The organism is Rhodosalinus sp. FB01 (assembly GCF_041365715.1).
Taxonomy (GTDB): Bacteria; Pseudomonadota; Alphaproteobacteria; order Rhodobacterales; family Rhodobacteraceae; genus Rhodosalinus.
Genome location: NZ_JBGFSH010000001.1, coordinates 409,398 through 430,778 on the forward strand (window position 1 = coordinate 409,398; position 21,381 = coordinate 430,778).

The 21,381-nt window shown below is 70.3% G+C and carries 20 protein-coding genes and 1 pseudogene; 3 read left to right on the forward strand and 18 right to left on the reverse strand.

Annotated features, from left to right (window positions below):
- Positions 1 to 41: 41 nt before the first annotated feature.
- The 17 genes and pseudogenes from AB6A65_RS02010 to AB6A65_RS02090 form a co-directional block, all read right to left on the reverse strand.
- A complete protein-coding gene (locus tag AB6A65_RS02010) occupies positions 42 to 1,250 on the reverse strand; it encodes an NADH-quinone oxidoreductase subunit D (protein ID WP_371036677.1) in 1,209 nt (402 codons plus the stop codon).
- Between the two features lie 10 nt (positions 1,251 to 1,260).
- Positions 1,261 to 2,190, reverse strand: coding sequence for a sulfotransferase (locus tag AB6A65_RS02015; RefSeq protein ID WP_371036678.1), 930 nt, complete (start codon positions 2,188 to 2,190; stop codon positions 1,261 to 1,263).
- Between the two features lies 1 nt (position 2,191).
- Positions 2,192 to 3,046 carry a sulfotransferase gene (locus AB6A65_RS02020; protein ID WP_371036679.1) on the reverse strand — a complete coding sequence of 285 codons (855 nt, stop codon included), beginning with the start codon at positions 3,044 to 3,046 and terminating at the stop codon, positions 2,192 to 2,194.
- Positions 3,047 to 3,056: 10 nt separating this feature from the next.
- Positions 3,057 to 3,254, reverse strand: a complete 198-nt coding sequence (locus tag AB6A65_RS02025) for a hypothetical protein (protein ID WP_371036680.1) — start codon at positions 3,252 to 3,254, stop codon at positions 3,057 to 3,059.
- Positions 3,251 to 3,862: an NADH-quinone oxidoreductase subunit C gene (locus tag AB6A65_RS02030; protein ID WP_371036681.1), complete on the reverse strand. Its 612-nt coding sequence runs from the start codon at positions 3,860 to 3,862 to the stop codon at positions 3,251 to 3,253. Before AB6A65_RS02030 ends, AB6A65_RS02025 begins: the two co-directional genes overlap by 4 nt.
- Before the next feature lie 29 nt (positions 3,863 to 3,891).
- Positions 3,892 to 4,425 carry an NADH-quinone oxidoreductase subunit B family protein gene (locus AB6A65_RS02035; RefSeq protein WP_371036682.1) on the reverse strand — a complete coding sequence of 178 codons (534 nt, stop codon included), beginning with the start codon at positions 4,423 to 4,425 and terminating at the stop codon, positions 3,892 to 3,894.
- Positions 4,416 to 4,781, reverse strand: a complete 366-nt coding sequence (locus tag AB6A65_RS02040) for an NADH-quinone oxidoreductase subunit A (protein ID WP_371036683.1) — start codon at positions 4,779 to 4,781, stop codon at positions 4,416 to 4,418. The genes AB6A65_RS02035 and AB6A65_RS02040 overlap by 10 nt, the downstream gene beginning before the upstream one ends.
- Before the next feature lie 174 nt (positions 4,782 to 4,955).
- Positions 4,956 to 5,679 (reverse strand): annotated as a pseudogene (locus AB6A65_RS02045) (enoyl-CoA hydratase-related protein).
- Between the two features lie 175 nt (positions 5,680 to 5,854).
- Positions 5,855 to 6,709, reverse strand: coding sequence for a hydroxymethylglutaryl-CoA lyase (locus AB6A65_RS02050; protein WP_371036684.1), 855 nt, complete (start codon positions 6,707 to 6,709; stop codon positions 5,855 to 5,857).
- 12 nt (positions 6,710 to 6,721) lie between these two features.
- Entirely contained in the window at positions 6,722 to 8,662 is a 1,941-nt protein-coding gene (locus AB6A65_RS02055; protein ID WP_371036685.1) for a biotin carboxylase N-terminal domain-containing protein, read from the reverse strand.
- A 99-nt stretch (positions 8,663 to 8,761) separates the two neighbouring features.
- Positions 8,762 to 10,366, reverse strand: coding sequence for a carboxyl transferase domain-containing protein (locus AB6A65_RS02060; protein ID WP_371036686.1), 1,605 nt, complete (start codon positions 10,364 to 10,366; stop codon positions 8,762 to 8,764).
- Positions 10,363 to 11,925 (reverse strand): AMP-binding protein, encoded by a 1,563-nt coding sequence (locus tag AB6A65_RS02065; protein WP_371036687.1) that lies wholly within the window; start codon positions 11,923 to 11,925, stop codon positions 10,363 to 10,365. The genes AB6A65_RS02060 and AB6A65_RS02065 overlap by 4 nt, the downstream gene beginning before the upstream one ends.
- Positions 11,925 to 12,641, reverse strand: a complete 717-nt coding sequence (locus AB6A65_RS02070) for a flavodoxin family protein (protein ID WP_371036688.1) — start codon at positions 12,639 to 12,641, stop codon at positions 11,925 to 11,927. Before AB6A65_RS02070 ends, AB6A65_RS02065 begins: the two co-directional genes overlap by 1 nt.
- Positions 12,638 to 12,973 carry a hypothetical protein gene (locus AB6A65_RS02075; RefSeq protein ID WP_371036689.1) on the reverse strand — a complete coding sequence of 112 codons (336 nt, stop codon included), beginning with the start codon at positions 12,971 to 12,973 and terminating at the stop codon, positions 12,638 to 12,640. Before AB6A65_RS02075 ends, AB6A65_RS02070 begins: the two co-directional genes overlap by 4 nt.
- Positions 12,970 to 14,133: an isovaleryl-CoA dehydrogenase gene (locus tag AB6A65_RS02080; RefSeq protein ID WP_371036690.1), complete on the reverse strand. Its 1,164-nt coding sequence runs from the start codon at positions 14,131 to 14,133 to the stop codon at positions 12,970 to 12,972. Before AB6A65_RS02080 ends, AB6A65_RS02075 begins: the two co-directional genes overlap by 4 nt.
- Positions 14,134 to 14,195: 62 nt before the next feature.
- Positions 14,196 to 15,413 carry a DegT/DnrJ/EryC1/StrS family aminotransferase gene (locus tag AB6A65_RS02085; protein ID WP_371036691.1) on the reverse strand — a complete coding sequence of 406 codons (1,218 nt, stop codon included), beginning with the start codon at positions 15,411 to 15,413 and terminating at the stop codon, positions 14,196 to 14,198.
- A 354-nt stretch (positions 15,414 to 15,767) separates the two neighbouring features.
- Entirely contained in the window at positions 15,768 to 16,433 is a 666-nt protein-coding gene (locus AB6A65_RS02090) for an HAD-IA family hydrolase (protein WP_371036692.1), read from the reverse strand.
- 137 nt (positions 16,434 to 16,570) lie between these two features.
- Here AB6A65_RS02090 and glmU point away from each other — a divergent pair, with 137 nt between their 5' ends.
- Together glmU and glmS are read left to right on the forward strand one after the other, a co-directional pair.
- The gene (gene glmU, locus AB6A65_RS02095) at positions 16,571 to 17,926 is read left to right on the forward strand and encodes a bifunctional UDP-N-acetylglucosamine diphosphorylase/glucosamine-1-phosphate N-acetyltransferase GlmU (RefSeq protein ID WP_371036693.1); all 1,356 of its coding nucleotides are present in this window, start codon (positions 16,571 to 16,573) and stop codon (positions 17,924 to 17,926) included.
- Positions 17,926 to 19,746 carry a glutamine--fructose-6-phosphate transaminase (isomerizing) gene (glmS, locus tag AB6A65_RS02100; protein WP_371036694.1) on the forward strand — a complete coding sequence of 607 codons (1,821 nt, stop codon included), beginning with the start codon at positions 17,926 to 17,928 and terminating at the stop codon, positions 19,744 to 19,746. The genes glmU and glmS overlap by 1 nt, the downstream gene beginning before the upstream one ends.
- Positions 19,747 to 19,769: 23 nt before the next feature.
- On the opposite strand, the gene AB6A65_RS02105 is transcribed toward glmS, so the two are convergent.
- A complete protein-coding gene (locus tag AB6A65_RS02105; protein WP_371036695.1) occupies positions 19,770 to 20,255 on the reverse strand; it encodes a hypothetical protein in 486 nt (161 codons plus the stop codon).
- An 84-nt stretch (positions 20,256 to 20,339) separates the two neighbouring features.
- Between AB6A65_RS02105 and moaA the strand changes: the two genes are divergently transcribed.
- Positions 20,340 to 21,347 carry a GTP 3',8-cyclase MoaA gene (gene moaA, locus AB6A65_RS02110; protein ID WP_371036696.1) on the forward strand — a complete coding sequence of 336 codons (1,008 nt, stop codon included), beginning with the start codon at positions 20,340 to 20,342 and terminating at the stop codon, positions 21,345 to 21,347.
- Positions 21,348 to 21,381: the final 34 nt, after the last annotated feature.

Consider the following 21,381-nt stretch of genomic DNA (forward strand, 5'->3'; position numbering starts at 1 on the left):
CCGTCCCCTCCTTTGCTCCGGGGTCGCCCCCGGGCGCCGTCTTAGCGGTCGATCTCTCCGAACACCACATCGAGCGTGCCGATGATCGCCGCCACATCGGCCAGCTGATGGCCGCGCGAGATGTGATCCATCGCCTGCAGGTGCAGGAACCCCGGCGCGCGCAGCTTCGCGCGGTAGGGCCGGTTGGTCCCGTCAGCCACCAGGTAGACCCCGAATTCGCCCTTGGGCGCCTCGACCGCGGCATAGACCTCGCCCTCGGGGACGTGGAATCCCTCGGTGTAGAGCTTGAAGTGATGGATCAGCGCCTCCATCGAGGTCTTCATGTCGCCGCGCGAGGGCGGCGCGATCTTGCCGCGCGCGATCACCTCGCCCGGTTCCGCGCGCAGCTTCACGATCGCCTGTCGGATGATCTTCACGCTCTCGCGCATCTCGGCCATCCGCACGAGGTAGCGGTCGTAGCAGTCCCCGTTCTTGCCCACGGGCACCTGGAAGTCGAACTCGTCGTAACACTCGTAGGGCTGCGCACGGCGCAGGTCCCAGGCAAGGCCGGAGCCGCGCACCATCGGCCCCGAGAAGCCCCAGTCGAGGATCTCCTGCTCGCTGACCACGCCGATATCGACATTGCGCTGCTTGAAGATCCGGTTCTCCGTCAGAAGCCCGTCGATGTCGTCGAGCACGGCCGGGAACGTCTCGGACCACGCCTCGATGTCGTCGAGGAGCGCGGGCGGCAGATCCTGGTGCACGCCGCCCGGGCGGAAATAGGCGGCGTGAAGCCGCGCGCCGCAGGCGCGCTCGTAGAAGACCATCAGCTTCTCGCGCTCCTCGAACCCCCAGAGCGGCGGGGTGAGCGCGCCCACGTCCATCGCCTGCGTCGTCACGTTCAGCAGGTGGTTCAGCACCCGTCCGATCTCGGAGTAGAGCACCCGGATCAGGCTCGCCCGGCGCGGCACCTCCACGCCGGTGAGCTTCTCGATGGCGAGGCACCAGGCGTGTTCCTGGTTCATCGGCGAGACGTAGTCGAGCCGGTCGAAATAGGGCAGGTTCTGCAGGTAGGTCCGGCTTTCCATCAGCTTTTCGGTGCCGCGGTGCAGCAGCCCGATATGCGGATCGCACCGCTCCACGATCTCGCCGTCGAGCTCCAGAACGAGACGCAGCACGCCATGCGCCGCCGGGTGCTGCGGCCCGAAATTGATGTTGAAGTTGCGGATCCGTTGCTCGCCGGTGAGCACGTCGTCGAACTGGCCGTCCATCATCCTATCCTCATCTCACCCAATCGTCTGGCAAGCCGCCCGGAATTCGCTCCCGGACGGCGCGGTATTGAGGCTCGAGCCATACCCGAAGACGATCATGCATCTTGGTTTCAATCGACTCTGCGGCACCTTCGTTCAGCGGATCGACCGAAGGCGGGGGCATCGCGCTCAGGCCGAGAAACGTGCACAGTCTTCCCAACGCCGGTGCCGTGAACAGTTCCTCGAAAAAGGCGACGTGAACCCGATCTCGCGCGACTTGACCGAAAAGCCGATCAAGAGTGCCGCCGTAGTCACAGAAAGCTGCCATGCTGTGCTGCAAGTCGAGGTTCCCTGCAAGGAAGTCTTCTGCAAGCTGATGGGCTGTCACGCTGCGGCCCTCGCGGCGTTGCGCGATGCGTGCGCGCATTCTCAGATGCGACCACAAGCGCGCGACCGGATCTCTCAGAATGAATACGAACCGCGCGTCGCTGCCAAGAGCTGCCATCCGCGAGAACGCGTTACCGTCGAGCGTGGCGTATTGGGGTGTGATGTCGCCGCAGCGCTTCGCCCCAGACCGCGCGGCCTGTCGAGGCCAAAGGTAGGCCAGATAGTCACGGGACGTTGCATCTGCCCTGTCCAGAAGGTCCGCCCACTCAATCGCGTCGCGAAGGAAGGACAACTCTTTCGTCCTCAGTCCGCCCGGTTTCGAAAATCTCGATTGGCGACGCAAAGCCTCGCTTACCCGCACTTCCAGTTGCCGGGCCACTGCATCGCGCCTGCCGGCCTTGCGATCAAAGAAATGGATTTCCTTGACGCTTCGCATGTAGCATTCCGGGTGCTGCGCAAAGTAAGAGTGCAACCAGGTCGTGCCGGCTTTGGCTGCACCGATGCAGTAAAAGATTGGTGCTTCACCAACCTCTTCGCGGCAACCGCGATAGCGCAAGTGATCGTGCTGCCGCATGTCAAATCGCTCCGCAACTCGCCTGCCACGACGGCGGCAAACGGCCCATACGGGCCGCAACGGTATCGTATTGCGGGGCGAGGCGCGCGAGCGCGCGGGCGCGCAGGTCGGGGTCGAGCGTCGCGGGCACGCCCTCGTGCACGGGGGTCGCGGCCGCGGGGCGCGGGGTCAGGCCGAGGAAACGGCACAGCGCGTCGGGCACGGGCGCGGTGACGACCTCCTCGAAGAAGCCGAGAAAGAGCCGCGCGGGTTCCAGCGCGGCATCGAGGCGCGACAGGACGCCGGCATAGTCGCCCCGCGCCGCCACGTCGCGATGCCCGCCGTCGAGCCACTCCGCCATGAGCCGGTTGGCGCGCGGGCCGAGCGCCGCGCCCTCGGCATCGCGCCGGGCGACCATGCGCAGGTTGGACCAGAGCCGCGCCAGCGGGTCGCGCATCAGGTAGACGAAGCGCGTGCCCGGGCTGAGCGCCTGCATGCGCCGAAGCCAGTCGGCGGGCAGCAACGCGTAGGCGGGCGTGATGTCGCCCACCAGCCGGGCCTCACCGCGCCCGCGCATCAGGTAATCGAGATAGGCGGCGTCGGTCGCGGCATGGGTCACCTCGGCCAGCTCCTGCAGGGCGCTCACGCGTCGGAGCGCGCGGGTCTGCCCGGCATCCGCCCGCCGCGCCTCGGCCGAGATCGCCGCGTCGAGCTTGCGCAGCCGGCGCGGCCGCCGGCCCGCCTGCAGCGTGTCGAAGAAGTGAAGTTCCTTCACGCTTTTCATCCTGCACTCCGGGTGCCCCCGCAGGTAGCGGTAAAGCCAGCCGCTGCCAGCCTTCGTGGCGCCGAGGCCGAACAGAAGCAGGGGCTGGGCCATGCGGCGCGCCTTACCCGCGCCTGGCGGACACGTCGTCCCTGAAGGCCATGACCCACAGCAGCACCACCGCCCCGAGCGGCACGAGCGCCGCCAGCGCAAGCCAGCCGGGCATCCCGAACCGCGGCAGAAGCTTCCAGAAGGGTACGACGACGAGCACCGCGATCAAGAGCAGTCCGATCAGGCCGCCGCCGTTCATCGGCCCCATCATTTCGCGGCCTCCTCACCCTTCTCGTCGCCGGGCAGGATGTAATCCGCGCCTTCCCAGGGGCTCATGAAATCGAACTGCCGGTATTCCTGCACCAGCTTCACGGGCTCGTAGACCACGCGCTTCTGCACCTCGTCATAGCGCACCTCGGTATAGCCCGTGGTCGGGAAATCCTTGCGCAGCGGATGACCGCGGAAGCCGTAATCGGTGAGGATGCGGCGCAGGTCCGGATGGCCGGAGAAGAGGATGCCGAACATGTCGAACACCTCGCGCTCGAACCAGCCGGCCGAGGGGTGCACGTCGGTGATCGAGGGCACCATGTCGTCCTCGCTCACCGGGACCCGCAAGCGGATGCGGTGATTCTGGTACATCGACAGCAGGTGGTAGACGAGGTCGAAGCGCTTGGGCCGCTCCGGCCGATCGACCGCGGTGATGTCCACGAGGGTGGAAAAGCCGCAGGCCGCGTCGGATTTCAGGAACTCCACCAGCCCCGCGATGCGCGCCGGCGTGACCGACACGGTCAGCTCGCCGCGGGTCACTTGCCAGGACAGCACGCAGTCGGGTCGCTTCGCCTCGACATGGGCGCCGAGTTCTTTGAGGGCGTCGGTCATGCTTACCTTTCCGTTACGGGCCGGCCGCGTCAGCGCGTGATGGTGCCGGTGCGGCGGATCTTCCGCTGAAGCTGGAGGATGCCGTAGAGCAGCGCCTCGGCAGTGGGCGGGCAGCCGGGCACGTAGATGTCCACCGGCACGATCCGGTCGCAGCCGCGCACCACCGAATAGCTGTAGTGGTAATACCCCCCGCCATTGGCGCAGGATCCCATCGAGACCACGTAGCGCGGCTCGGGCATCTGGTCGTAGACCTTCCTGAGCGCCGGCGCCATCTTGTTCGTGAGCGTGCCCGCGACGATCATCACGTCGGACTGGCGCGGGCTCGCGCGCGGCGCGACGCCGAACCGTTCGGCGTCGTAGCGCGGCATCGAGGTGTGCATCATCTCGACCGCGCAGCAGGCCAGCCCGAAGGTCATCCAGTGAAGCGAGCCGGTCCGCGCCCAGTTGATGAGGTCCTCCGTCGTCGTGACGAGGAAGCCCTTGTCCTGCAATTCGCGGTTCAGAAGCTGCGTGCCGTGCTCGGGATCCGGGCCGGCCGCGTTCGCGCCGGTGGTCACTGCCATTCCATGGCCCCCTTCTTCCATTCATAGGCGAAGCCTGCGGTCAGCACCGCGAGGAACGCCATCATCGACCAGAACGCCGTCATCGAGATGTCCTGGAAGGCCACCGCCCACGGGAACAGGAAGGCGATCTCGAGGTCGAAGATGATGAACAGGATCGACACCAGGTAGAAGCGCACGTCGAATTTCATCCGCGCGTCGTCGAAGGCGTTGAAGCCGCATTCATAGGCCGACACCTTCTCGGGGTCGGGATTTCGCACCGCGATCACCGTGGCCGCGAGGATCAGCACCAGCCCGAGCCCGATCGCGATGGCCAGGAAAACGAGGATGGGGAGGTATTCCCTGAGCGTCTCTTCCACGGAGCTCTCCTTGTCATGCCCGCCCGCAGGCGGCGGCAGCGCGCCGCGCCCGTCAGGCAACGATCTACTCTCCACCCCCGGGGCGGTCAACCGACGCCGATGCCGCGGCACCCGATCCGGCCGCGGCGACACATGCTGCATACCGCCGCATGCGGCCGGTGCAAAGCCTGGCGGCTACCCCTCTGCCCAGCCGGGCGCGCGCCGCTCGAAGAAGGCGGCGATGCCCTCGGCCGCCTCGGCGCTTTCCCAGCGATCGGCGAGTGCTGCGACGGTTTGCGCGCTATCCGCCTCCTCCACCGGGCGCGAGCGCGCGCGCAAGAGCGCCTGGGCCTCCGCCACCGCCCCCGGCGCGCAGGCGAGATAGGGCGCGACCTCGGCCTCGACGGCGGCAGCGAGGTCGTCGGCCGGCACGGCGCGGGCGCGGCGCGCCCATGCGCGCCCCGCCGTAGGGCCCGATGGTGGTCGGGATGAGCCCCAGCCGGGTCTCGGTGAACCCCATGCGGATCCCTTCCGCGCCCACCGCGACGTCGCAGACCGAGGCGAGGCCCACGCCACCGCCGAAGGCGTTGCCGTGGATGCGCCCGACGAGCGGCCTGGGCAGCCGGTCGAGCGCCATCAGCATCCGCGCGAGCGCGCCCGCCTCCGCCATCCGCGTCTCGCGCCCGGCCTCGATCTGCGCGCGCATCCAGCCGCGATCACCGCCGGCGCAGAAGCTCTCGCCCTCGGCGGCGAGGACCACCACGCGGACCTCCTCGTCGGCGCCCAGCCGCCCCACGGCGGCGGAGAGCTCGGCGATCATCTGCGCCGACATGGCGTTGTGCTTCTGCGCCCGCGCGAGCGTCAGCGTCGCCACGCCGCGCTCATCGCGGCCGATCCGGATCGTCTCGAAGTCCTGCATGTCATCCGCTCCCGACTGCCTCCGCCTCACCAGGGCAAGGCTTTTCGAAAAGCCTTGCCAGCACCTGCCGCGGGATGTCCCGGCACGACATGGCCCCCGGGCCGCGCGCCGGACGGCCGCGCTTTCGAGCCCGGCCGCGCAGCGGGTCGCGCAAGGCTTTTCGAAAAGCCTTGCCTCACGCCCCGCGCATCGCGCGCGCCATCGCCGCGGCCTCGCCCAGCACGTCCATGTCGAGCCCGGTCGCGTAACCCAGCTCGGCAAGCCGCGCGGCCACCCGCTCGGTCGCCACGTTGCCCGCCGCGCCCGGCGCATAAGGGCAGCCGCCGAGACCGCCGACCGCCGCGTCGAAAACCCGCAACCCCATGTCGAGCGCCACCTCGACGTTTCGAAGCGCGCGGCCAGCCGTGTCGTGGAAATGCCCGGCCAGCCGCGCGGCCGGAACGGCCGCCACCACCGCCTCGAGCATTGCGCCGACGCGCTCCGGCGTGCCTTGCCCCAACGTGTCGCCGAGGCTGATCTCGTAGCAGCCCATCGCGTCGAGCGCGCCCGCGACCTCCGCCACCTTCGCCGGCGGAACCGGCCCGTCATAGGGGCAGTCCGTCACGCAGGAGACGTAGCCCCGCACCGGCAGGCCCGCGGCCCGCGCGGCCTCGACGACGGGCCGGAACCGCTCGAGGCTCTCGGAGATCGAGGCGTTGATGTTGGCCTTCGAGAAGCCTTCCGAGGCCGCCCCGAACACCGCGATCTCGTCGGCCTGCGCCGCGATGGCCCGTTCGAGCCCGCGCATGTTGGGGGTGAGCGCGGCGTAGGAGACGCCGGGCGCGCGGCGGATGCCCGCGAGCACCTCCGCCGCATCCGCCATTTGCGGCACCCATTTCGGCGAGACGAAGCTCGCCACCTCGATGCGCCGGAACCCCGCGCGGCTCAGCAGATCGACAAGCGCGATCTTGTCGGCCGTCGGGATCGGCGCCGTCTCGTTCTGAAGCCCGTCGCGCGGGCCCACCTCGAAGATCTCCACCCGTTCCGCCATGGCCTGCGCTCCTCAGCCTTCCTCCGCCTCGAGCCGCACCAGCGCCGCGCCCGCCTCGACCTGGGCGCCCTCGGCCGCCAGCACCTCGGCCACCACCCCGTCGCGCGGCGCGGCGAGGGCGTGTTCCATCTTCATCGCCTCGAGCACGGCCAGCCGCTCGCCCGCACGCACCGTCTGGCCGGGCGTGGCGATCATCGCGCGCAAGAGGCCCGGCATCGGCGCCTCGATCACGTCCGCCCCGTGTCCGGCCGCCCAGGCCTGCGCCAGCGGATCGACGATCTCGAACTCCGCCCCGGAGACCCCGAAAACCGTGACCGCGCCGGCGGCGACATGGGTTCCGGCCGCCGGCCGGCCGCCGATCCGCCAGGCGCCGTCGCGGCGCTCGCAGGACAGTTCCGTCCCGGCGATCTCCACGACCCGCCGATCGGGGCCAAGGCACGTTATCCCGGCCTCGATATCCGTCTCGCCAAGGCGGAGCGCGACGCGCCACCGCAGCGGCGCCCACAGCGCGAAGCCCGTCGCGGGACCCGCCGGCGCGAGAAGCCCGGCCGCGGCGAGCGCCGCCTCGGCCCGGGTTTCGGGCGACGGCGCGGGCGCCGTGGCGAGCGCGTCGAGATCGCGCGCGATCAGCCCCGTGTCCACGTCGCCCTTGCCGAACCCGTCATGGCGTGCGAGCGCGCGCAGGAAGGCGAGGTTCGTCACGGTGCCCGCCACCTCCGTCTCGTCGAGCGCGCGCCGGAGCTTCGAGAGCGCGATGTCCCGCGTGGGTCCGTGGACCACGAGCTTCGCGATCATCGGGTCGTAATGCGGGGTGATCTCGTCGCCCGCGCGCACCCCGGTGTCCGCGCGCACGGCCGCGGGAAAACCCAGATGCGACAGCCGGCCCGTCGCGGGCAGGAACCCCTTCGGCACATCCTCGGCATAGAGCCGCGCCTCGAAGGCGTGGCCCGAAAGCGCGAGCTCCTCCTGGCGCGCGGGCAGAGGCTCGCCCGCCGCCACGCGGAACTGCCACTCCACCAGATCGACGCCCGTGACCGCCTCGGTGACGGGGTGCTCCACCTGCAGCCGCGTGTTCATCTCCATGAACCAGAACCGGTCGGGCCGGAGTCCCTCGGAGGCGTCCACGATGAACTCCACCGTGCCCGCGCCGCGATAGCCGATGGCTTCCGCCGCGCGCACGGCCGCGCGCCCCATCGCCGCCCGCATCTCGGCGGTCATTCCGGGCGCGGGGGCCTCCTCGATCACCTTCTGGTGACGGCGCTGGAGCGAACAGTCCCGTTCGAAGAGATGCACTGCCCGCGCCCCGTCCCCGAAGACCTGGACCTCGATGTGGCGCGGCTTGGCGACGAATTTCTCCACCAGAACGGCCGGGTTGCCGAAGGCGCCTCGGGCCTCCGCCCGCGCCGAGGCGAGCGCCGCCGGGAAGTCCTCCGCCCGCTCGACGAGGCGCATGCCCTTGCCGCCGCCGCCCGCCACCGCCTTGATGAGCACCGGGTAGCCGATCGCGTCCGCGGCGCCCGAGAGATGCTCGTCGTCCTGGTTCTCGCCGTGATAGCCCGGAACCACCGGCACTCCGGCGCGCTCCATCACCGCCTTGGCCGCGTCCTTGAGCCCCATGGCCCGGATCGCCTCGGCCGAGGGGCCGACGAAGACGAGCCCCGCCGCCTCCACCGCGGCCACGAAGTCGGGGTTCTCCGACAGGAACCCGTAGCCCGGATGGATGGCCTGCGCGCCCGCGGCCCGCGCGGCCTCTATGATCGCATCGCCCCGGAGATAGCTCTCGCCCGGCGCCGGCGGCCCGATCCGCACCGCTTCATCGGCCATCTCGACGTGACGCGCGCCCGCGTCGGCATCGGAGTAGATCGCCACGCTGCGCAGCCCCATCGCCTGCGCCGTCTCGATGACGCGGCAGGCGATCTCCCCGCGGTTGGCGATCAGAACGCTGTCGAACATCTCACGCCCAGCCCTTCTTCTTGGCCCGAAAACTCCGGGGGAGTCGCGCGGCACGCGCGACGGGTGCAGCGCCCCCGGCCCCCCTGGCAGCCGGGCGCCTCACATCCGGAACACGCCGAAGCGTGTCTCCTCGATCGGCGCGTTGAGCGTGGCCCGCAGCGACAGCGCCAGCACGGCGCGGCTCTTGCGCGGGTCCACCACGCCGTCGTCCCAGAGCCGCGCGGCGGCATAAAGCGGGTGGCTCTGCCGCGCGAACATCTCGATCGTGGGCCGCTTGAAGGCCTCCTCCTCCTCGGCGGGCCAGTCCTCCCCCGTGCGCTCCATGGCGTCGCGCTTGACGGTGGCGAGCACGCCCGCCGCCTGCTCGCCGCCCATCACGCTGATGCGCGAATTGGGCCAGGTCCAGAGGAAGCGGGGGGAGTAGGCGCGCCCCGCCATGCCGTAATTCCCCGCCCCGAAGGAACCGCCCACCAGCAGCGTGATCTTGGGCACCGCGGTGGTGGCGACGGCGGTGACCATCTTCGCGCCGTGGCGCGCGATCCCCTCGTTCTCGTAGCGCCGGCCCACCATGAAGCCGGTGATGTTCTGCAGGAAGACCAGCGGGATCTTCCGCTGCGAGCAGAGCTCTACGAAATGCGCGCCCTTCTGCGCCGCCTCGGAGAAGAGCACGCCGTTGTTGGCGACGATGCCCACCGGGCAGCCCTCGACATGGGCGAAGCCCGTCACCAGCGTCTCGCCGAAGCGCGCCTTGAACTCGTCGAAGCGCGAGCCGTCCACGATCCGGGCGATCACCTCGCGGATGTCGTAGGGCGTGCGCAGATCGGCCGGTACCGCGCCCAGGATCTCGTCGGGGTCGTAGGCGGGCGGCTCGGGGGGCTGCCAGTCCACCGTCGCGTCCCGGGCGGGGCCCAGATTCGCCACCGCGCGCCGCGCAATCGCCAGCGCATGGGCGTCATCCTCCGCAAGGTAGTCCGCGACGCCCGAGAGGCGCGTGTGCACGTCGCCGCCACCCAGCTCCTCCGCGGTCACGACCTCGCCGGTGGCGGCCTTCACCAGCGGCGGCCCGGCGAGGAAGATCGTTCCCTGCTCGCGCACGATGATGGCGACATCCGACATGGCGGGCACGTAGGCACCGCCGGCGGTGCAGGACCCCATGACCACCGCGATCTGCGCGATCCCCTTGGCGCTCATCTGCGCCTGATTGTAGAAGATGCGGCCGAAATGGTCCCGGTCGGGGAAGACCTCGTCCTGGTTGGGCAGGTTGGCGCCGCCCGAATCCACCAGGTAGACGCAGGGCAACCGGTTCTGCTCCGCGATCTCCTGGGCGCGCAGATGCTTCTTCACCGTCATCGGGTAGTAGGTGCCGCCCTTCACCGTGGCGTCGTTGCAGACCACCATGCAGTCGCGCCCGGCCACGCGGCCCACCCCCGCAATGACGCCGGCCGCGGGCGCGGCGCCGTCATACATGCCGTGCGCGGCGGTCGCGCCGACCTCGAGAAAAGGGCTTCCGGGGTCGAGAAGCGCCGCCACCCGGTCCCGCGGCAGCATCTTGCCCCGCTCTTCGTGGCGGGCGCGGGCGCGCGCACCGCCGCCCGCGGCGGCCTCGGCCGCGGCGGCCTCGACCTCGGCCAGCATTTCCAGATGCGCGGCACGATTGGCGCGGAACTCGTCCGAGCCGGTCAGGATCTTCGAGCCGATTTTCATGCCGCACCCTCCGCCTCTGCATCGAGGCGCGCGCGCAGCTCCCGCCTCAGCACTTTGCCCGTCACCGTCATCGGCAGGCTCTCCACGAAACGAATCTCTCTCGGATAGGCATGGGCAGCGGCACGCTCGCGCACCCAGCCCCGAAGCTCTTCCGCCAGCGCGTCGCCGGGCGCCGCGCCCTCGCGCAGGACGACGAAGGCCACCACGATCTCGGTGCGGAGCGCATCGGGCCTGCCCACGACGCCCGCCGAGGCGACCTTCGGGTGCGTGAGCAGGCAACCCTCGATCTCGGAGGGGCCGATGCGGTAGCCTGCCGAGGTGATGACGTCGTCGTCACGGCCGAGGAAGCGCAGATGGTCGCCCTCTCGCAGGCCGCGGTCGCCCGTCAGCATCCAGTCGCCGCGGAACTTCGCCGCGGTCTCCTCGGGACGGTTCCAGTAGCCGAGCATCATGGAGGCCGAGCCGCGCCGGACCGCGATCTCGCCCTCGCCGGCCACGGGCGCCCCGTCCTCGCCGATCACCTCCACCACGTGGCCCGGGACCGGCCGGCCGATGCAGCCCGGCCGGGGCGGGAAGAGCGCCGCGCAGGAAGAGGCCACCATGTTGCATTCGGTCTGGCCGTAGAACTCGTTGATGGCGAGGCCGAAGGCGCGCCGCCCCCAGGCCAGCATCTCCGCGCCGAGCGGCTCTCCGCCCGAAGCGACGGAGCGCAGGCCGGGAATGGCCACATCCGCGGCCTTCAGCATGCGCAGCGCAGTCGGCGGGAAGAAGACGTTGCGCACCCCGCCCGCCCGCACGATCTCGCGCGCGTCGGCGGGGTCGAATTTCGGCCGCCGCGCGGCGACGACCGGCACGCCGAGGGCGAGCCCCGGCATGGCGACGTCGAAAAGCCCGCCGATCCAGGCCCAGTCGGCCGGCGTCCAGAGGCAGTCGCCCGGCTGGCCGAGGAAATCGTGGCTCATCTCGACCCCCGGCAGGTGGCCGGTGAGCACGCGATGGGCGTGAAGCGCCCCCTTGGGCGCGCCCGTGGTGCCGGAGGTGTAGATCAGCACAGCCGGCTCTTCCGGCCCGGTCTCGCAGGTTTCCACCGGCGCGGTGAGGAGCCGCGTCTCCTCCGGCACGAGGACCGACCCCTCCCAGGCGCCGAGCCCGGCGGGCGGGTCGCGATCGGCGACGACGAGCGCCGCCCCGGCGTCGAAGAGCCGCGTGAGAAGCGCGTCGCGCCCGAAAAGCTTGAAGAGCGGGATGGAGATCGCGCCGAGCTTCCAGGCCGCGAGATGCGCCGCGAGCGTCCAGGCGCCCTGCGCGCGCAGGACGCCCACCCGGTCGCCCCTCCCGACGCCCCGCGCCGCGAAGGCGCCGGCCAGCCCATCGGCCATCTCGCGCAGGCGGCCGTAGCTCACCGCCTCCCGGCCCTCGGAAAGATCCACGACGGCGAGGCGCTCGGGCTCGCGCTCGGCCCGGTCGTCGAGCGCCTGCCGCGCCATGTTGAGCGTCGCGGGCAGATCCCAGCGGAAGCCCTGCAAGAGCGCCTCGTATGTCTCCGTCCGCGCCAGCATCAGGCCCTGTAATCCGGGTTCTCGTAGTCGAAGCGACAGCCCGCTTGCCACGCACGGCGGTCGTTGCCTTCGCTCGGGTAGCCGCCCGCGCCCTTCAGCATCCGCGCGAGATGCATGAGGTTCCACGTCATGATCGTGGTGTTGCGCTGGGTGAATTCGTTGTCGAAGCCCGCGGGCGCGCCCTCCACCTCGTCGCCGTAGGAGGGACCGGGCCCGGCCTCGCCGATCCAGCCGCAATCGGCCTGCGGCGGGATCGTGTAGCCGAGATGGGACAGCGCGTAGCAGAGCGTCATGGCGGCGTGCTTGACCCCGTCCTCGTTGCCGGTGACCACGCAGCCCCCGGCCTTGCCGTAATAGATCGACTGGCCCTTGCCGTTGAGCTCGCCCGACATGCCGTAAAGCCGCTCGATCAGGACCCGGCAGACCGAGCTTTCCTCGCCGAGCCAGAGCGGCGTGCCGATCACGAGGATGTCGGCGGCTTTCACCTTCTCCCAGAGCGCGGGCCAGTCGTCCCGCGCCCAGCCATGCTCCGTCATGTCCGGGAACACCCCGGGCGGCACCTGGTGATCCAGCATGTGCACATGCTCCACCGTGACGCCCTGCTTCTCCATGATGGCCTGCGAGGCGGCCATGAGAAGGCGCGTGTGGCTCTCGCCAGCCTCTTTCTTGAGCGAGGTGTTGACGTAAAGCGCCCTGAGATCGCTGAAATCGGTCATGTCCGCGGCTCCTTCGGCAATGCGGCCCGGTCCGCCGGGGTGTCCACGCGCCAGAGCTGACCCCAGGGCGCGACGTGGTAGGCCACCCGCGCCTCGGGCCGGCCGGGCGGGGCGCAGACCACCACCAGCCGTTCCAGCATGGCGCGGCCCGGCTCGGCGTGGCAATGCCCGCGCTCCGCCCCCGGCCCGCGCGCAGCGTAGAGCGCGGCGTAATGCTCGATGATCTCGGTCTCGCCCAATTCCGCCGTCCGCCATCCGAGCCCCGCGCCGAGCGCCCCGGCCCCGGCCAGCAGGCCCGCGAAACCGAAGGCGACGGCGCGGGCGGGTGTCACCCCATCGCCCCCATCAGTTCGCGCCCGATCAGCATGCGCCGGATCTCGGAGGTGCCGGCGCCGATCTCCATCAGCTTGGCGTCGCGGAAGATGCGGCTTACCGGTGTGTCCGAGAGGAACCCCGCGCCGCCCATCGCCTGCACCGCCTGGTGCGCGACGACCATCGCCTCCTCGGCGGCGTAGAGCACGCAGGCCGCGGCGTCCTGGCGGGTCACCTCGCCCCGGTCGCAGGCCTTGGCCACCTCGTAGACGTAGGCACGTGCCGAGTTCATCTTGGTGTAGATGTCGGCGATCTTGCCCTGCATCAGCTGGAAATTGCCGACGGGCTGGCCGAACTGCCTGCGGTCGCGGAGATAGGGCATGATCTCGTCGAGGCAGGCCGCCATGATGCCGGTGCCGATCCCCGAGAGCACCACACGCTCGTAATCGAGGCCGGACATCAGCACGCGCACGCCCTGCCCCTCGGCGCCCAGCACGTTCTCGAACGGCACTTCCACGTCCTCGAAGACGAGCTCGGCGGTGTTCGACCCGCGCATCCCGAGCTTGTCGAAATGCGGCGAGGTCGAGAAGCCCTTCATGTCCTTCTTGACCAGGAAGGCGGTGATCCCCTTCGATCCGGCCTCGGGGTCGGTCTTGGCGTAGACCACCAGCACGTCGGCGTCGGGCCCGTTGGTGATCCAGTATTTCGTGCCGTTGAGCACGTAGCGGTCGTTGCGCTTCTCGGCGGCGAGCTTCATGCCCACCACGTCCGAACCCGCGCCGGCCTCTGACATGGCGAGCGCGCCGACATGCTCGCCCGAGACGAGCTTCGGCAGGTAGGCGCGCCGCTGCGCCTCGGTTCCGTTCAGGCGGATCTGGTTCACGCAGAGGTTGGAATGCGCCCCGTAGGACAGCGAGACCGAGGCCGAGGCGCGGGCGATCTCCTCGATCGCGACGACATGGGCGAGATAGCCCATGTCGGCGCCGCCATACGCCTCCTCCACCGTGATGCCCAGGAGGCCAAGCTCGCCCATCTCGCGCCAGAGCTTGTGCGGAAACAGGTTCTCACGGTCGATCTCGGCCGCCATCGGCTTCACCCGTTCCTGCGCCCAGCGGTGGACCGTCTCGCGCAGGGCGGCGACATCCTCGCCGAGATCGAACGTCATCGAAGCCGTGAACATCTCCCCTCCCCCCGAGGATAATTGAACATTCGTTCAAATCTTACGCCCGACAGCCGCGCCGGTCAATGGTCCGCGCCGGCCGGCGCCGCGCCGTGCTGGAACACCGCGCTCACCTCCGCGCGGATGATCCGCGCGATGCATGCGCAGTCTTCCCGGCTGAAGGTCAACGGCAACCGCATGTCCAGAAGCCCGGCGAGGATACGGTCGGTCGCGGGCATGGGTGCGGACGGCGCGTAGCGCCAGCTGTCGTAGCGCGAGGTGTAGCCGCGCGGCTCGACCTCTCCGAACCATTTCAGCTCGACGCCGCGCGCGGCGCATCGCTGCACCACATCGCGCACCGCGGCCCCGGGCCAGCCCTCGAGCAGGATCTGGAAGGACGATCCGACGAAGCGCTCCTCCGGCGGACGCTCGACCAGCGTCAGTCCCGGCGTGTCGCGCAGGCCCGCCTCGACCACCCGGTAGCGATCGGTCCAGCCCTCGCAGCTTCGGGGAAGCGCGGCCAGCTGCGGGCGCAGGATCGCGGCGCGCAGATTGTCCATCCGGCCCGAGATGTTGGGCGTCCCCCACTTGACCTTTTCGAACATTTCCACAGGGGGAGACGCCGTGTGCCGGTCATAAAGCATGTAGGAACCCGACAAGACGATCATCCTCGCCGCAATCTCGGGATCGTCCGTGACGAGCAGCCCGCCCTCGCCGGAATTGATGTGCTTGTAGGTCTGCGTGGAGTAGCATCCGACCGCGCCGTGCCGGCCCGAGGGCACGCCACGCCACGCCGCGCCCATGGTGTGCGCGCAATCCTCCACCACGGTGATGCCCGCCGCGTCGCAGATCCGCATGAGCCGGTCCATGTCGCAGATATGCCCGCGCATGTGGCTGAGCAGCAGCACCCGCGCCGCGCCCGCCTTGGCCTCCAGGTCGTCGAGGTCGATGGTCAGATCGCGCGTCGTCTCCACCAGGACGGGCCGCGCGCCGAGCGCGGCGATCGCGCCGGGCACCGGGGCCAGGGTGAACGCGTTGGACAGCACCGGATCGCCCGGCCCCACCCCGACCGCACGCAGCGCCGTGGCCATGGCATAGCCGCCCGAGGCCACGGCAAGGCAGTAGCGCGCCCCGGTGAAGGCCGCGAACTCCTCTTCGAGCAGGTTCACCTCCCCCGCCTCGCCCGGCGCGAGATTGTAGCGATGAAGCCGTCCGCTGCGCATGATCTCGACCGCCGCGGAGATGCCGGCATCGGGAATCGGTTCCTGCTGCGTGAAACTGCCGGTGAAGATCTCGTCCATGAGGTATCAGTGACCATTGGCGCGACAGCCGTCAACGGCCGCGCGATCCGAACGGCCACCGGGCGAAAGGGCGCGGAGATCCCGCGGCCCACCGCCGTGCGGCGGCTGCCGGGGATCCGCGCCCGCGACAGCCTGAAGATCGGCCGAAAGGCCGTTCTTTTCGTTCAATGAACAGGAATTTCAGCAGCGCGTCTGCGCCGGCGGGAGGCGATGCGCGATGCCGCCCGGCGCAACGCCGGTTGGGGCGACATCATTGCCGGCAGAAATCGGGCATCCCGCGTGAGATCATCCACAGGCCGCTCTGGGGATAACCGCGAAAGAAAACGCCTAGTCAGAGCCTTGCGGCGCGCTCTGTCACCCGATCAGGCGTTCCACCACGCCGGGCAGCTCGTCGAAATGCGCGATCACCGCCTCGGGCGACAGCGCCGGTACCGCCGCCGCCCCGGGGCCGAAGCCCACCAGAACCGAAGGCACGCCCGCGGCCCGGGCCGTCTCGCGGTCGGTCTCGGAATCGCCCACGAGCAGGCTGCGCGCCGGGTCCCCGCCCGCGCGCCGGGCCGCCTCGCGCAGCGGCTCGGGGTCGGGCTTGCGCACCGCAAGCGTGTCCGCGCCCACGAGCGAGGCGAAGGCGTCACGCACGCCCAGCCGGGTCATCAGCAGATGGGCGAGCGCCTCGGGCTTGTTGGTGCAGATGCCGACCCGGTATCCCGCCGACCCCAGCGCGGCCACGGCGGTCATCGCCCCTGGATAGAGCGTGGTGTGCACGTCGATCGCCCCGCCATAGGCTTCGAGCAGCAGGGGATAGTTCCGGTCGATCTCCGCCGCGTCCTCGGCCCGCCCCAACCGCTCGAGGCCGAGCCGGAGCATGGCCCGCCCCCCGCGCAGCGCCGTGCCCGCGTCGCGCGCGGGGTCGAGCACGTCGCCCGCCCCCATGGCGCGGAAGCAGGCGTTGGCCGCGGCGATGAGATCGCCGCTCGTATCGGCCAGCGTGCCGTCGAGATCGAATATCACCGTGCGCATACCGCATCCCCGCAAGGCGCGCCGCCACTGTCATCTCCCGAAACGGATCTTGAACCCGACCGGGCTTGCGACGCCTTGCCAGACCGATAGAACGGGCGGTGGTGGATCACAACCGGGAACGGGGCGAGAGAACAGGCATGGGCACTGCATTGGTCATTCTGGCGGCCGGGCTCGGCACGCGCATGCGCTCCGATCTGCCCAAGGTGCTGCACGAGGTGGCCGGCACCTCCCTGCTCGCCCACGCGATCCGGGCGGGACGGGCCCTCGCGCCGGAGCGCGTGATCGTCGTCGCCGGGCACGGCGCCGAGGCGGTGGAGGCTGCGGCGCGCGAGGTCGAGCCCGAGGCGCAGGTGGTGCGTCAGCACGAACAGCTGGGCACCGCCCATGCCGTGGCGCAGGCCGCGCCCGCGCTCGAGGGCTTTGCCGGCGACGTGGTCGTGCTTTACGGCGACACGCCCTTCATCCGCCCCGAGACGCTGTCGGCCATGGCCGCCGCGCGCGGAGGCGCCGACATCGTCGTGCTGGGCTTCGACGCCGCCGATCCCGGCCGTTACGGGCGGCTCGTGACCGAGGGCGACCGCCTGAAGCGCATCGTGGAATACAAGGACACGACCGAGGCGGAGCGCGCGATCACGCTGTGCAATTCGGGCGTGATGGCGGCCGAAGCCGCGGCTCTCATGGACCTCGTGGCCGCGGTCGGGAACGACAACGCCTCGGGCGAATACTACCTGACCGACGTGGTGGCCCTTGGCGCGGCGCGCGGGCTGACGGCGGGGGTGGTGGCCTGCGACGAGGCCGAGACGCTCGGCATCAACTCCCGCGCAGAGCTTGCCGCCGCCGAGGCCGCCTTCCAGGCCCGCGCGCGGGCCGAGGCGCTGGAGACGGGCGTGACGCTCACCGCGCCTGAAACCGTGCATTTCGCGCACGACACGGCGATCGGGCGCGACGCGGTGGTGGAGCCCTACGTGGTCTTCGGCCCCGGCGTCACGGTGGAAACGGGCGCACGGATCCGCGCCTTTTCCCATCTCGAGGGCTGCCACGTCGCGCGCGGCGCGGTGGTCGGCCCCTACGCGCGGCTGCGCCCCGGCGCGGAACTCGAAGAGGACTCGCGCGTGGGCAATTTCGTCGAGGTGAAGAACGCGCGGCTCGGCGCCGGGGCCAAGGCCAACCACCTGGCCTATCTCGGCGACGCCGAGGTGGGCGCGGGCGCCAACATTGGCGCGGGCACGATCACCTGCAACTACGACGGCGTCTCCAAGCACCGCACCGAGATCGGGGCGGGCGCCTTCATCGGGTCGGACACCATGCTCGTGGCGCCCGTGCGCGTCGGCGCGGGCGCGCTCACGGCCTCGGGCTCGGTAATCACCGACGACGTGCCCGACGCGGCGCTCGCCATCGGGCGCGCCCGCCAGGAGACGAAGCCCGGACTCGCGCGGAAACTCATGGACCGGCTGCGCGCGCAGGCGTCGCGGCGCGGCAAGGAGACAGGCTGATGTGCGGCATTATCGGGATACTGGGCAATCACGAGGTCGCCCCGGCGATCCTGGAGGGGCTGCGACGGCTGGAATATCGCGGCTACGACAGCGCCGGCATCGCCACGGTGAACGCGGGCCGGCTGGACCGGCGCCGCGCCGTGGGCAAGCTGGTCAATCTCTCGGACCTGCTGGTGCACGACCCGCTGCCCGGCAAGGCCGGGATCGGGCACACCCGCTGGGCCACCCACGGCGCGCCCTCAGAGGACAACGCCCATCCCCACCGCGCGGGGCCCGTCGCAGTGGTCCATAACGGCATCATCGAAAATTACCGCGCGCTGCGGCGTGAACTCGCCGAGGCGGGCTATGCCTGCGAGACCGACACCGACACCGAAACGGTGGCCCTTCTGGCACGGCGCGAGATGGAGGCGGGGCTTTCGCCCGTGCAGGCGGCCTTCGCGACGCTGGACCGGCTGGAGGGCGCCTTCGCGCTTGTCTTCCTGTTCGAGGGCGAGGGCGATCTTCTCGTCGCCGCGCGCAAGGGCAGCCCGCTTGCCATCGGCTGGGGCGAGGGCGAGATGTTCGTGGGCTCGGACGCCATCGCGCTCGCGCCTCTCACCGACCGCATGACCTATCTCGAAGAGGGCGATCGCGCCGTGATCGCCCGCGCGGGCGCCGAGATCTTCGATGCCGAGGGCCGTCCCGTGACCCGTGCGGTGCGAGAGATCCGGCTCGAGGCCGCACGCCTCGACAAGGGCGGGCACAAGCACTTCATGGCCAAGGAGATCGCCGAGCAGCCCTGGGCCGTGGGCGAGGCGGTGGCCGCCTATCTCTCGGCCGACGGGCAGGCGCTCCGCCTGCCGCAGACGGTCGACTTCGCCGGCGTGGAAAGGCTCACCATGGTGGCCTGCGGCACCGCCTACTACGCCTGCCTCACGGCGAAATACTGGTTCGAGCAGATCGCGGGACTTCCCGTCGAGGTGGATGTCGCCTCGGAGTTCCGCTATCGCGAACCGCCGGTGAGCGCCCGAAGCTGGGCCGTCTTCGTCAGCCAGTCGGGCGAGACCGCCGATACGCTGGCCGCGCTGCGCTATTGCCAGGGCAAGAGCGCGCGCATCCTGTCGGTCACGAACGTCCCGGAAAGCTCCATCGCGCGCGAGGCCGATCTCGACCTGCAGATCCATGCCGGCGTGGAGATCGGGGTGGCCTCGACCAAGGCGTTCACCTGCCAGCTCGCCGTGCTTCTGCTGCTGGCGCTCAAGGCCGCGCATGACCGCGGGCGGCTCGACGACGAGGCGCTGGCGGATCGGCTCTCGGGCGTGCGCGGGCTGCACACCCTGCTGGGCCAGGCGCTCGAGACCCGCGGCGCCGCCGAGGAGATCGCGCGCAGCCTCGCCGAGGCGCGCGACATCCTGTTTCTCGGCCGCGGGCTCATGTATCCCCTCGCGCTCGAGGGCGCACTGAAACTCAAGGAAATCAGCTACATCCATGCCGAAGGCTATGCGAGCGGGGACCTCAAGCACGGCCCCATCGCGCTGATCGATCAGAACGTGCCCGTGGTGGTGATGGCGCCGCGCGACGCGCTTTTCGACAAGACCGTCTCGAATATGCAGGAGGTGATGGCCCGTGGCGGCAAGGTGCTGCTGATCCCCGATCCCGCCGGCGCGGCGGTCGCGGGTTCCGACGCCTGGCACAGCCTCGTGATGCCCGCCGCAGACCCGATCCTCACGCCTCTTCTCTACGCGATCCCCGCCCAGCTTCTGGCCTATTTCACGGCCGTGGCGAAAGGCACGGACGTGGACCAGCCGCGGAACCTCGCGAAATCCGTCACGGTGGAGTGACGCCGCCTCGGGGTGCGGCAGGCTCAGCCGCCGGGCAGCCGGAAGACCTCGATCTCGGGAAGGCCGGTCAGCGGCGCGCCGATAAGCCGCATGGCGGCAAGCGAGATCCGGCTGCCCGAGCCGGGCTCGGCGGCGAGCGGGCGAAGCTCCACCCGCGCGGACTGGCCGGTGCCGGTCGCGACCACGCGACCCGGCGCCGGCGCATCCACCAAGGGCGTCTTGAGCCAGAACCCGGCCTCGGTCGGATCGCCCAGCGACGCCACGGTCGTGCCAAGCCGCAGCGCGCCCTGCGGCGCCGGCGCGGCCGCCGCGGCGCGCTCCGCCGCGGTTGTCGTGTCGAAGGATTCGGCCGATTGCGGGGCCTCGGCACGCGGCCGCGCCACGGGTCGCACCGCCGCAGCCTCTGGCTCCACCCCGGCGGGGGCCTGCGCCGGCGTGGCCATCTGCTGGATCGCGCCACAGCCGGCAAGGAGAATCGGCACCGAGAGAAGGACGTGCAACGCTTTCATGCGTGCAGCCTAGCCCCGCCGGATCGCTTCATCAACGCCGCGCGCCCCCTTGCGGCGCCATGGCCCGCGGCCTAGGTTCCGCCCATGACAGCGCCCCTCATCGATCCCTTCGAGCGCGCGATCAAGTATCTGCGCATCTCGGTCACCGACCGCTGCGATTTCCGCTGCGTCTACTGCATGGCCGAGAACATGACCTTCCTGCCGAAGGCGGAGTTGCTTACGCTGGAGGAACTCGACCGGATGTGCACCGCCTTCATCCGGATGGGGGTGGAAAAACTGCGCATCACCGGCGGCGAACCGCTGGTGCGCAAGGGGATCATGACGTTCTTCGAAGCGATGGGACGCCACCTCGAGACCGGCGCCCTGAAGGAACTCACGCTCACGACAAACGGCTCGCAGCTCGCCCGCTTCGCCAGGCCGCTTTACGACGCCGGCGTGCGCCGCGTGAACGTGTCGCTCGACACGCTGGACGAGGAAAAATTCGCCCGCGTCACGCGCTGGGGCCGCCTGCCGCAGGTGCTCGACGGTATCCGCGCCGCGCAGGACGCGGGGCTTCGGGTCAAGATCAATGCCGTCGCGCTGCGAGAGTTCAACGAGGACGAACTCTTCACGCTGACCGAGTGGTGCGCGTGCAACGACATCGACCTGACCTGGATCGAGGTCATGCCGATGGGCGATATCGGCAACGAGGACCGGGTGGGCCAATACTGGTCGCTGCGCGATCTCCGCGCGCGGCTGGAGAGCCGCTACACCGTCGTCGACACGCCCGAACGTACCGGCGGGCCCGCACGCTACGCCCGCCTGGAGGAAACCGGCCAGCGCATCGGGTTCATCACGCCGCTCAGCCACAATTTCTGCGAAAGTTGCAACCGCGTCCGCCTCACCTGCACGGGCCAGCTCTTCATGTGCCTCGGGCAGGAGGACATGGCCGACCTCCGCGCGCCGCTCAGAAACAACCCCGCCGACGATACCGCGCTGGAAACCGCGATCCGGGCCGCGATCCACCGCAAGCCCAAGGGTCACGATTTCGACTACTCCCGCCAGCGGCCCGACGGGCAGGTCTCTCGCCACATGAGCCACACCGGCGGTTGACGCCCCTCAACACCCGGGGCACTTGGCTTCGGCG

Coding starts and splice junctions, on each gene's coding strand:
- AB6A65_RS02010 (WP_371036677.1), bottom strand. CDS start 1,250: ATGGACGGCCAGTTCGACGACGTGCTCACCGGCGAGCAACGGATCCGC.
- AB6A65_RS02015 (WP_371036678.1), bottom strand. CDS start 2,190: ATGCGGCAGCACGATCACTTGCGCTATCGCGGTTGCCGCGAAGAGGTT.
- AB6A65_RS02020 (WP_371036679.1), bottom strand. CDS start 3,046: ATGGCCCAGCCCCTGCTTCTGTTCGGCCTCGGCGCCACGAAGGCTGGC.
- AB6A65_RS02025 (WP_371036680.1), bottom strand. CDS start 3,254: ATGATGGGGCCGATGAACGGCGGCGGCCTGATCGGACTGCTCTTGATC.
- AB6A65_RS02030 (WP_371036681.1), bottom strand. CDS start 3,862: ATGACCGACGCCCTCAAAGAACTCGGCGCCCATGTCGAGGCGAAGCGA.
- AB6A65_RS02035 (WP_371036682.1), bottom strand. CDS start 4,425: ATGGCAGTGACCACCGGCGCGAACGCGGCCGGCCCGGATCCCGAGCAC.
- AB6A65_RS02050 (WP_371036684.1), bottom strand. CDS start 6,709: ATGGCGGAACGGGTGGAGATCTTCGAGGTGGGCCCGCGCGACGGGCTT.
- AB6A65_RS02055 (WP_371036685.1), bottom strand. CDS start 8,662: ATGTTCGACAGCGTTCTGATCGCCAACCGCGGGGAGATCGCCTGCCGC.
- AB6A65_RS02060 (WP_371036686.1), bottom strand. CDS start 10,366: ATGAAAATCGGCTCGAAGATCCTGACCGGCTCGGACGAGTTCCGCGCC.
- AB6A65_RS02065 (WP_371036687.1), bottom strand. CDS start 11,925: ATGCTGGCGCGGACGGAGACATACGAGGCGCTCTTGCAGGGCTTCCGC.
- AB6A65_RS02070 (WP_371036688.1), bottom strand. CDS start 12,641: ATGACCGATTTCAGCGATCTCAGGGCGCTTTACGTCAACACCTCGCTC.
- AB6A65_RS02080 (WP_371036690.1), bottom strand. CDS start 14,133: ATGTTCACGGCTTCGATGACGTTCGATCTCGGCGAGGATGTCGCCGCC.
- AB6A65_RS02085 (WP_371036691.1), bottom strand. CDS start 15,413: ATGGACGAGATCTTCACCGGCAGTTTCACGCAGCAGGAACCGATTCCC.
- AB6A65_RS02090 (WP_371036692.1), bottom strand. CDS start 16,433: ATGCGCACGGTGATATTCGATCTCGACGGCACGCTGGCCGATACGAGC.
- glmU (WP_371036693.1), top strand. CDS start 16,571: ATGGGCACTGCATTGGTCATTCTGGCGGCCGGGCTCGGCACGCGCATG.
- glmS (WP_371036694.1), top strand. CDS start 17,926: ATGTGCGGCATTATCGGGATACTGGGCAATCACGAGGTCGCCCCGGCG.
- AB6A65_RS02105 (WP_371036695.1), bottom strand. CDS start 20,255: ATGAAAGCGTTGCACGTCCTTCTCTCGGTGCCGATTCTCCTTGCCGGC.
- moaA (WP_371036696.1), top strand. CDS start 20,340: ATGACAGCGCCCCTCATCGATCCCTTCGAGCGCGCGATCAAGTATCTG.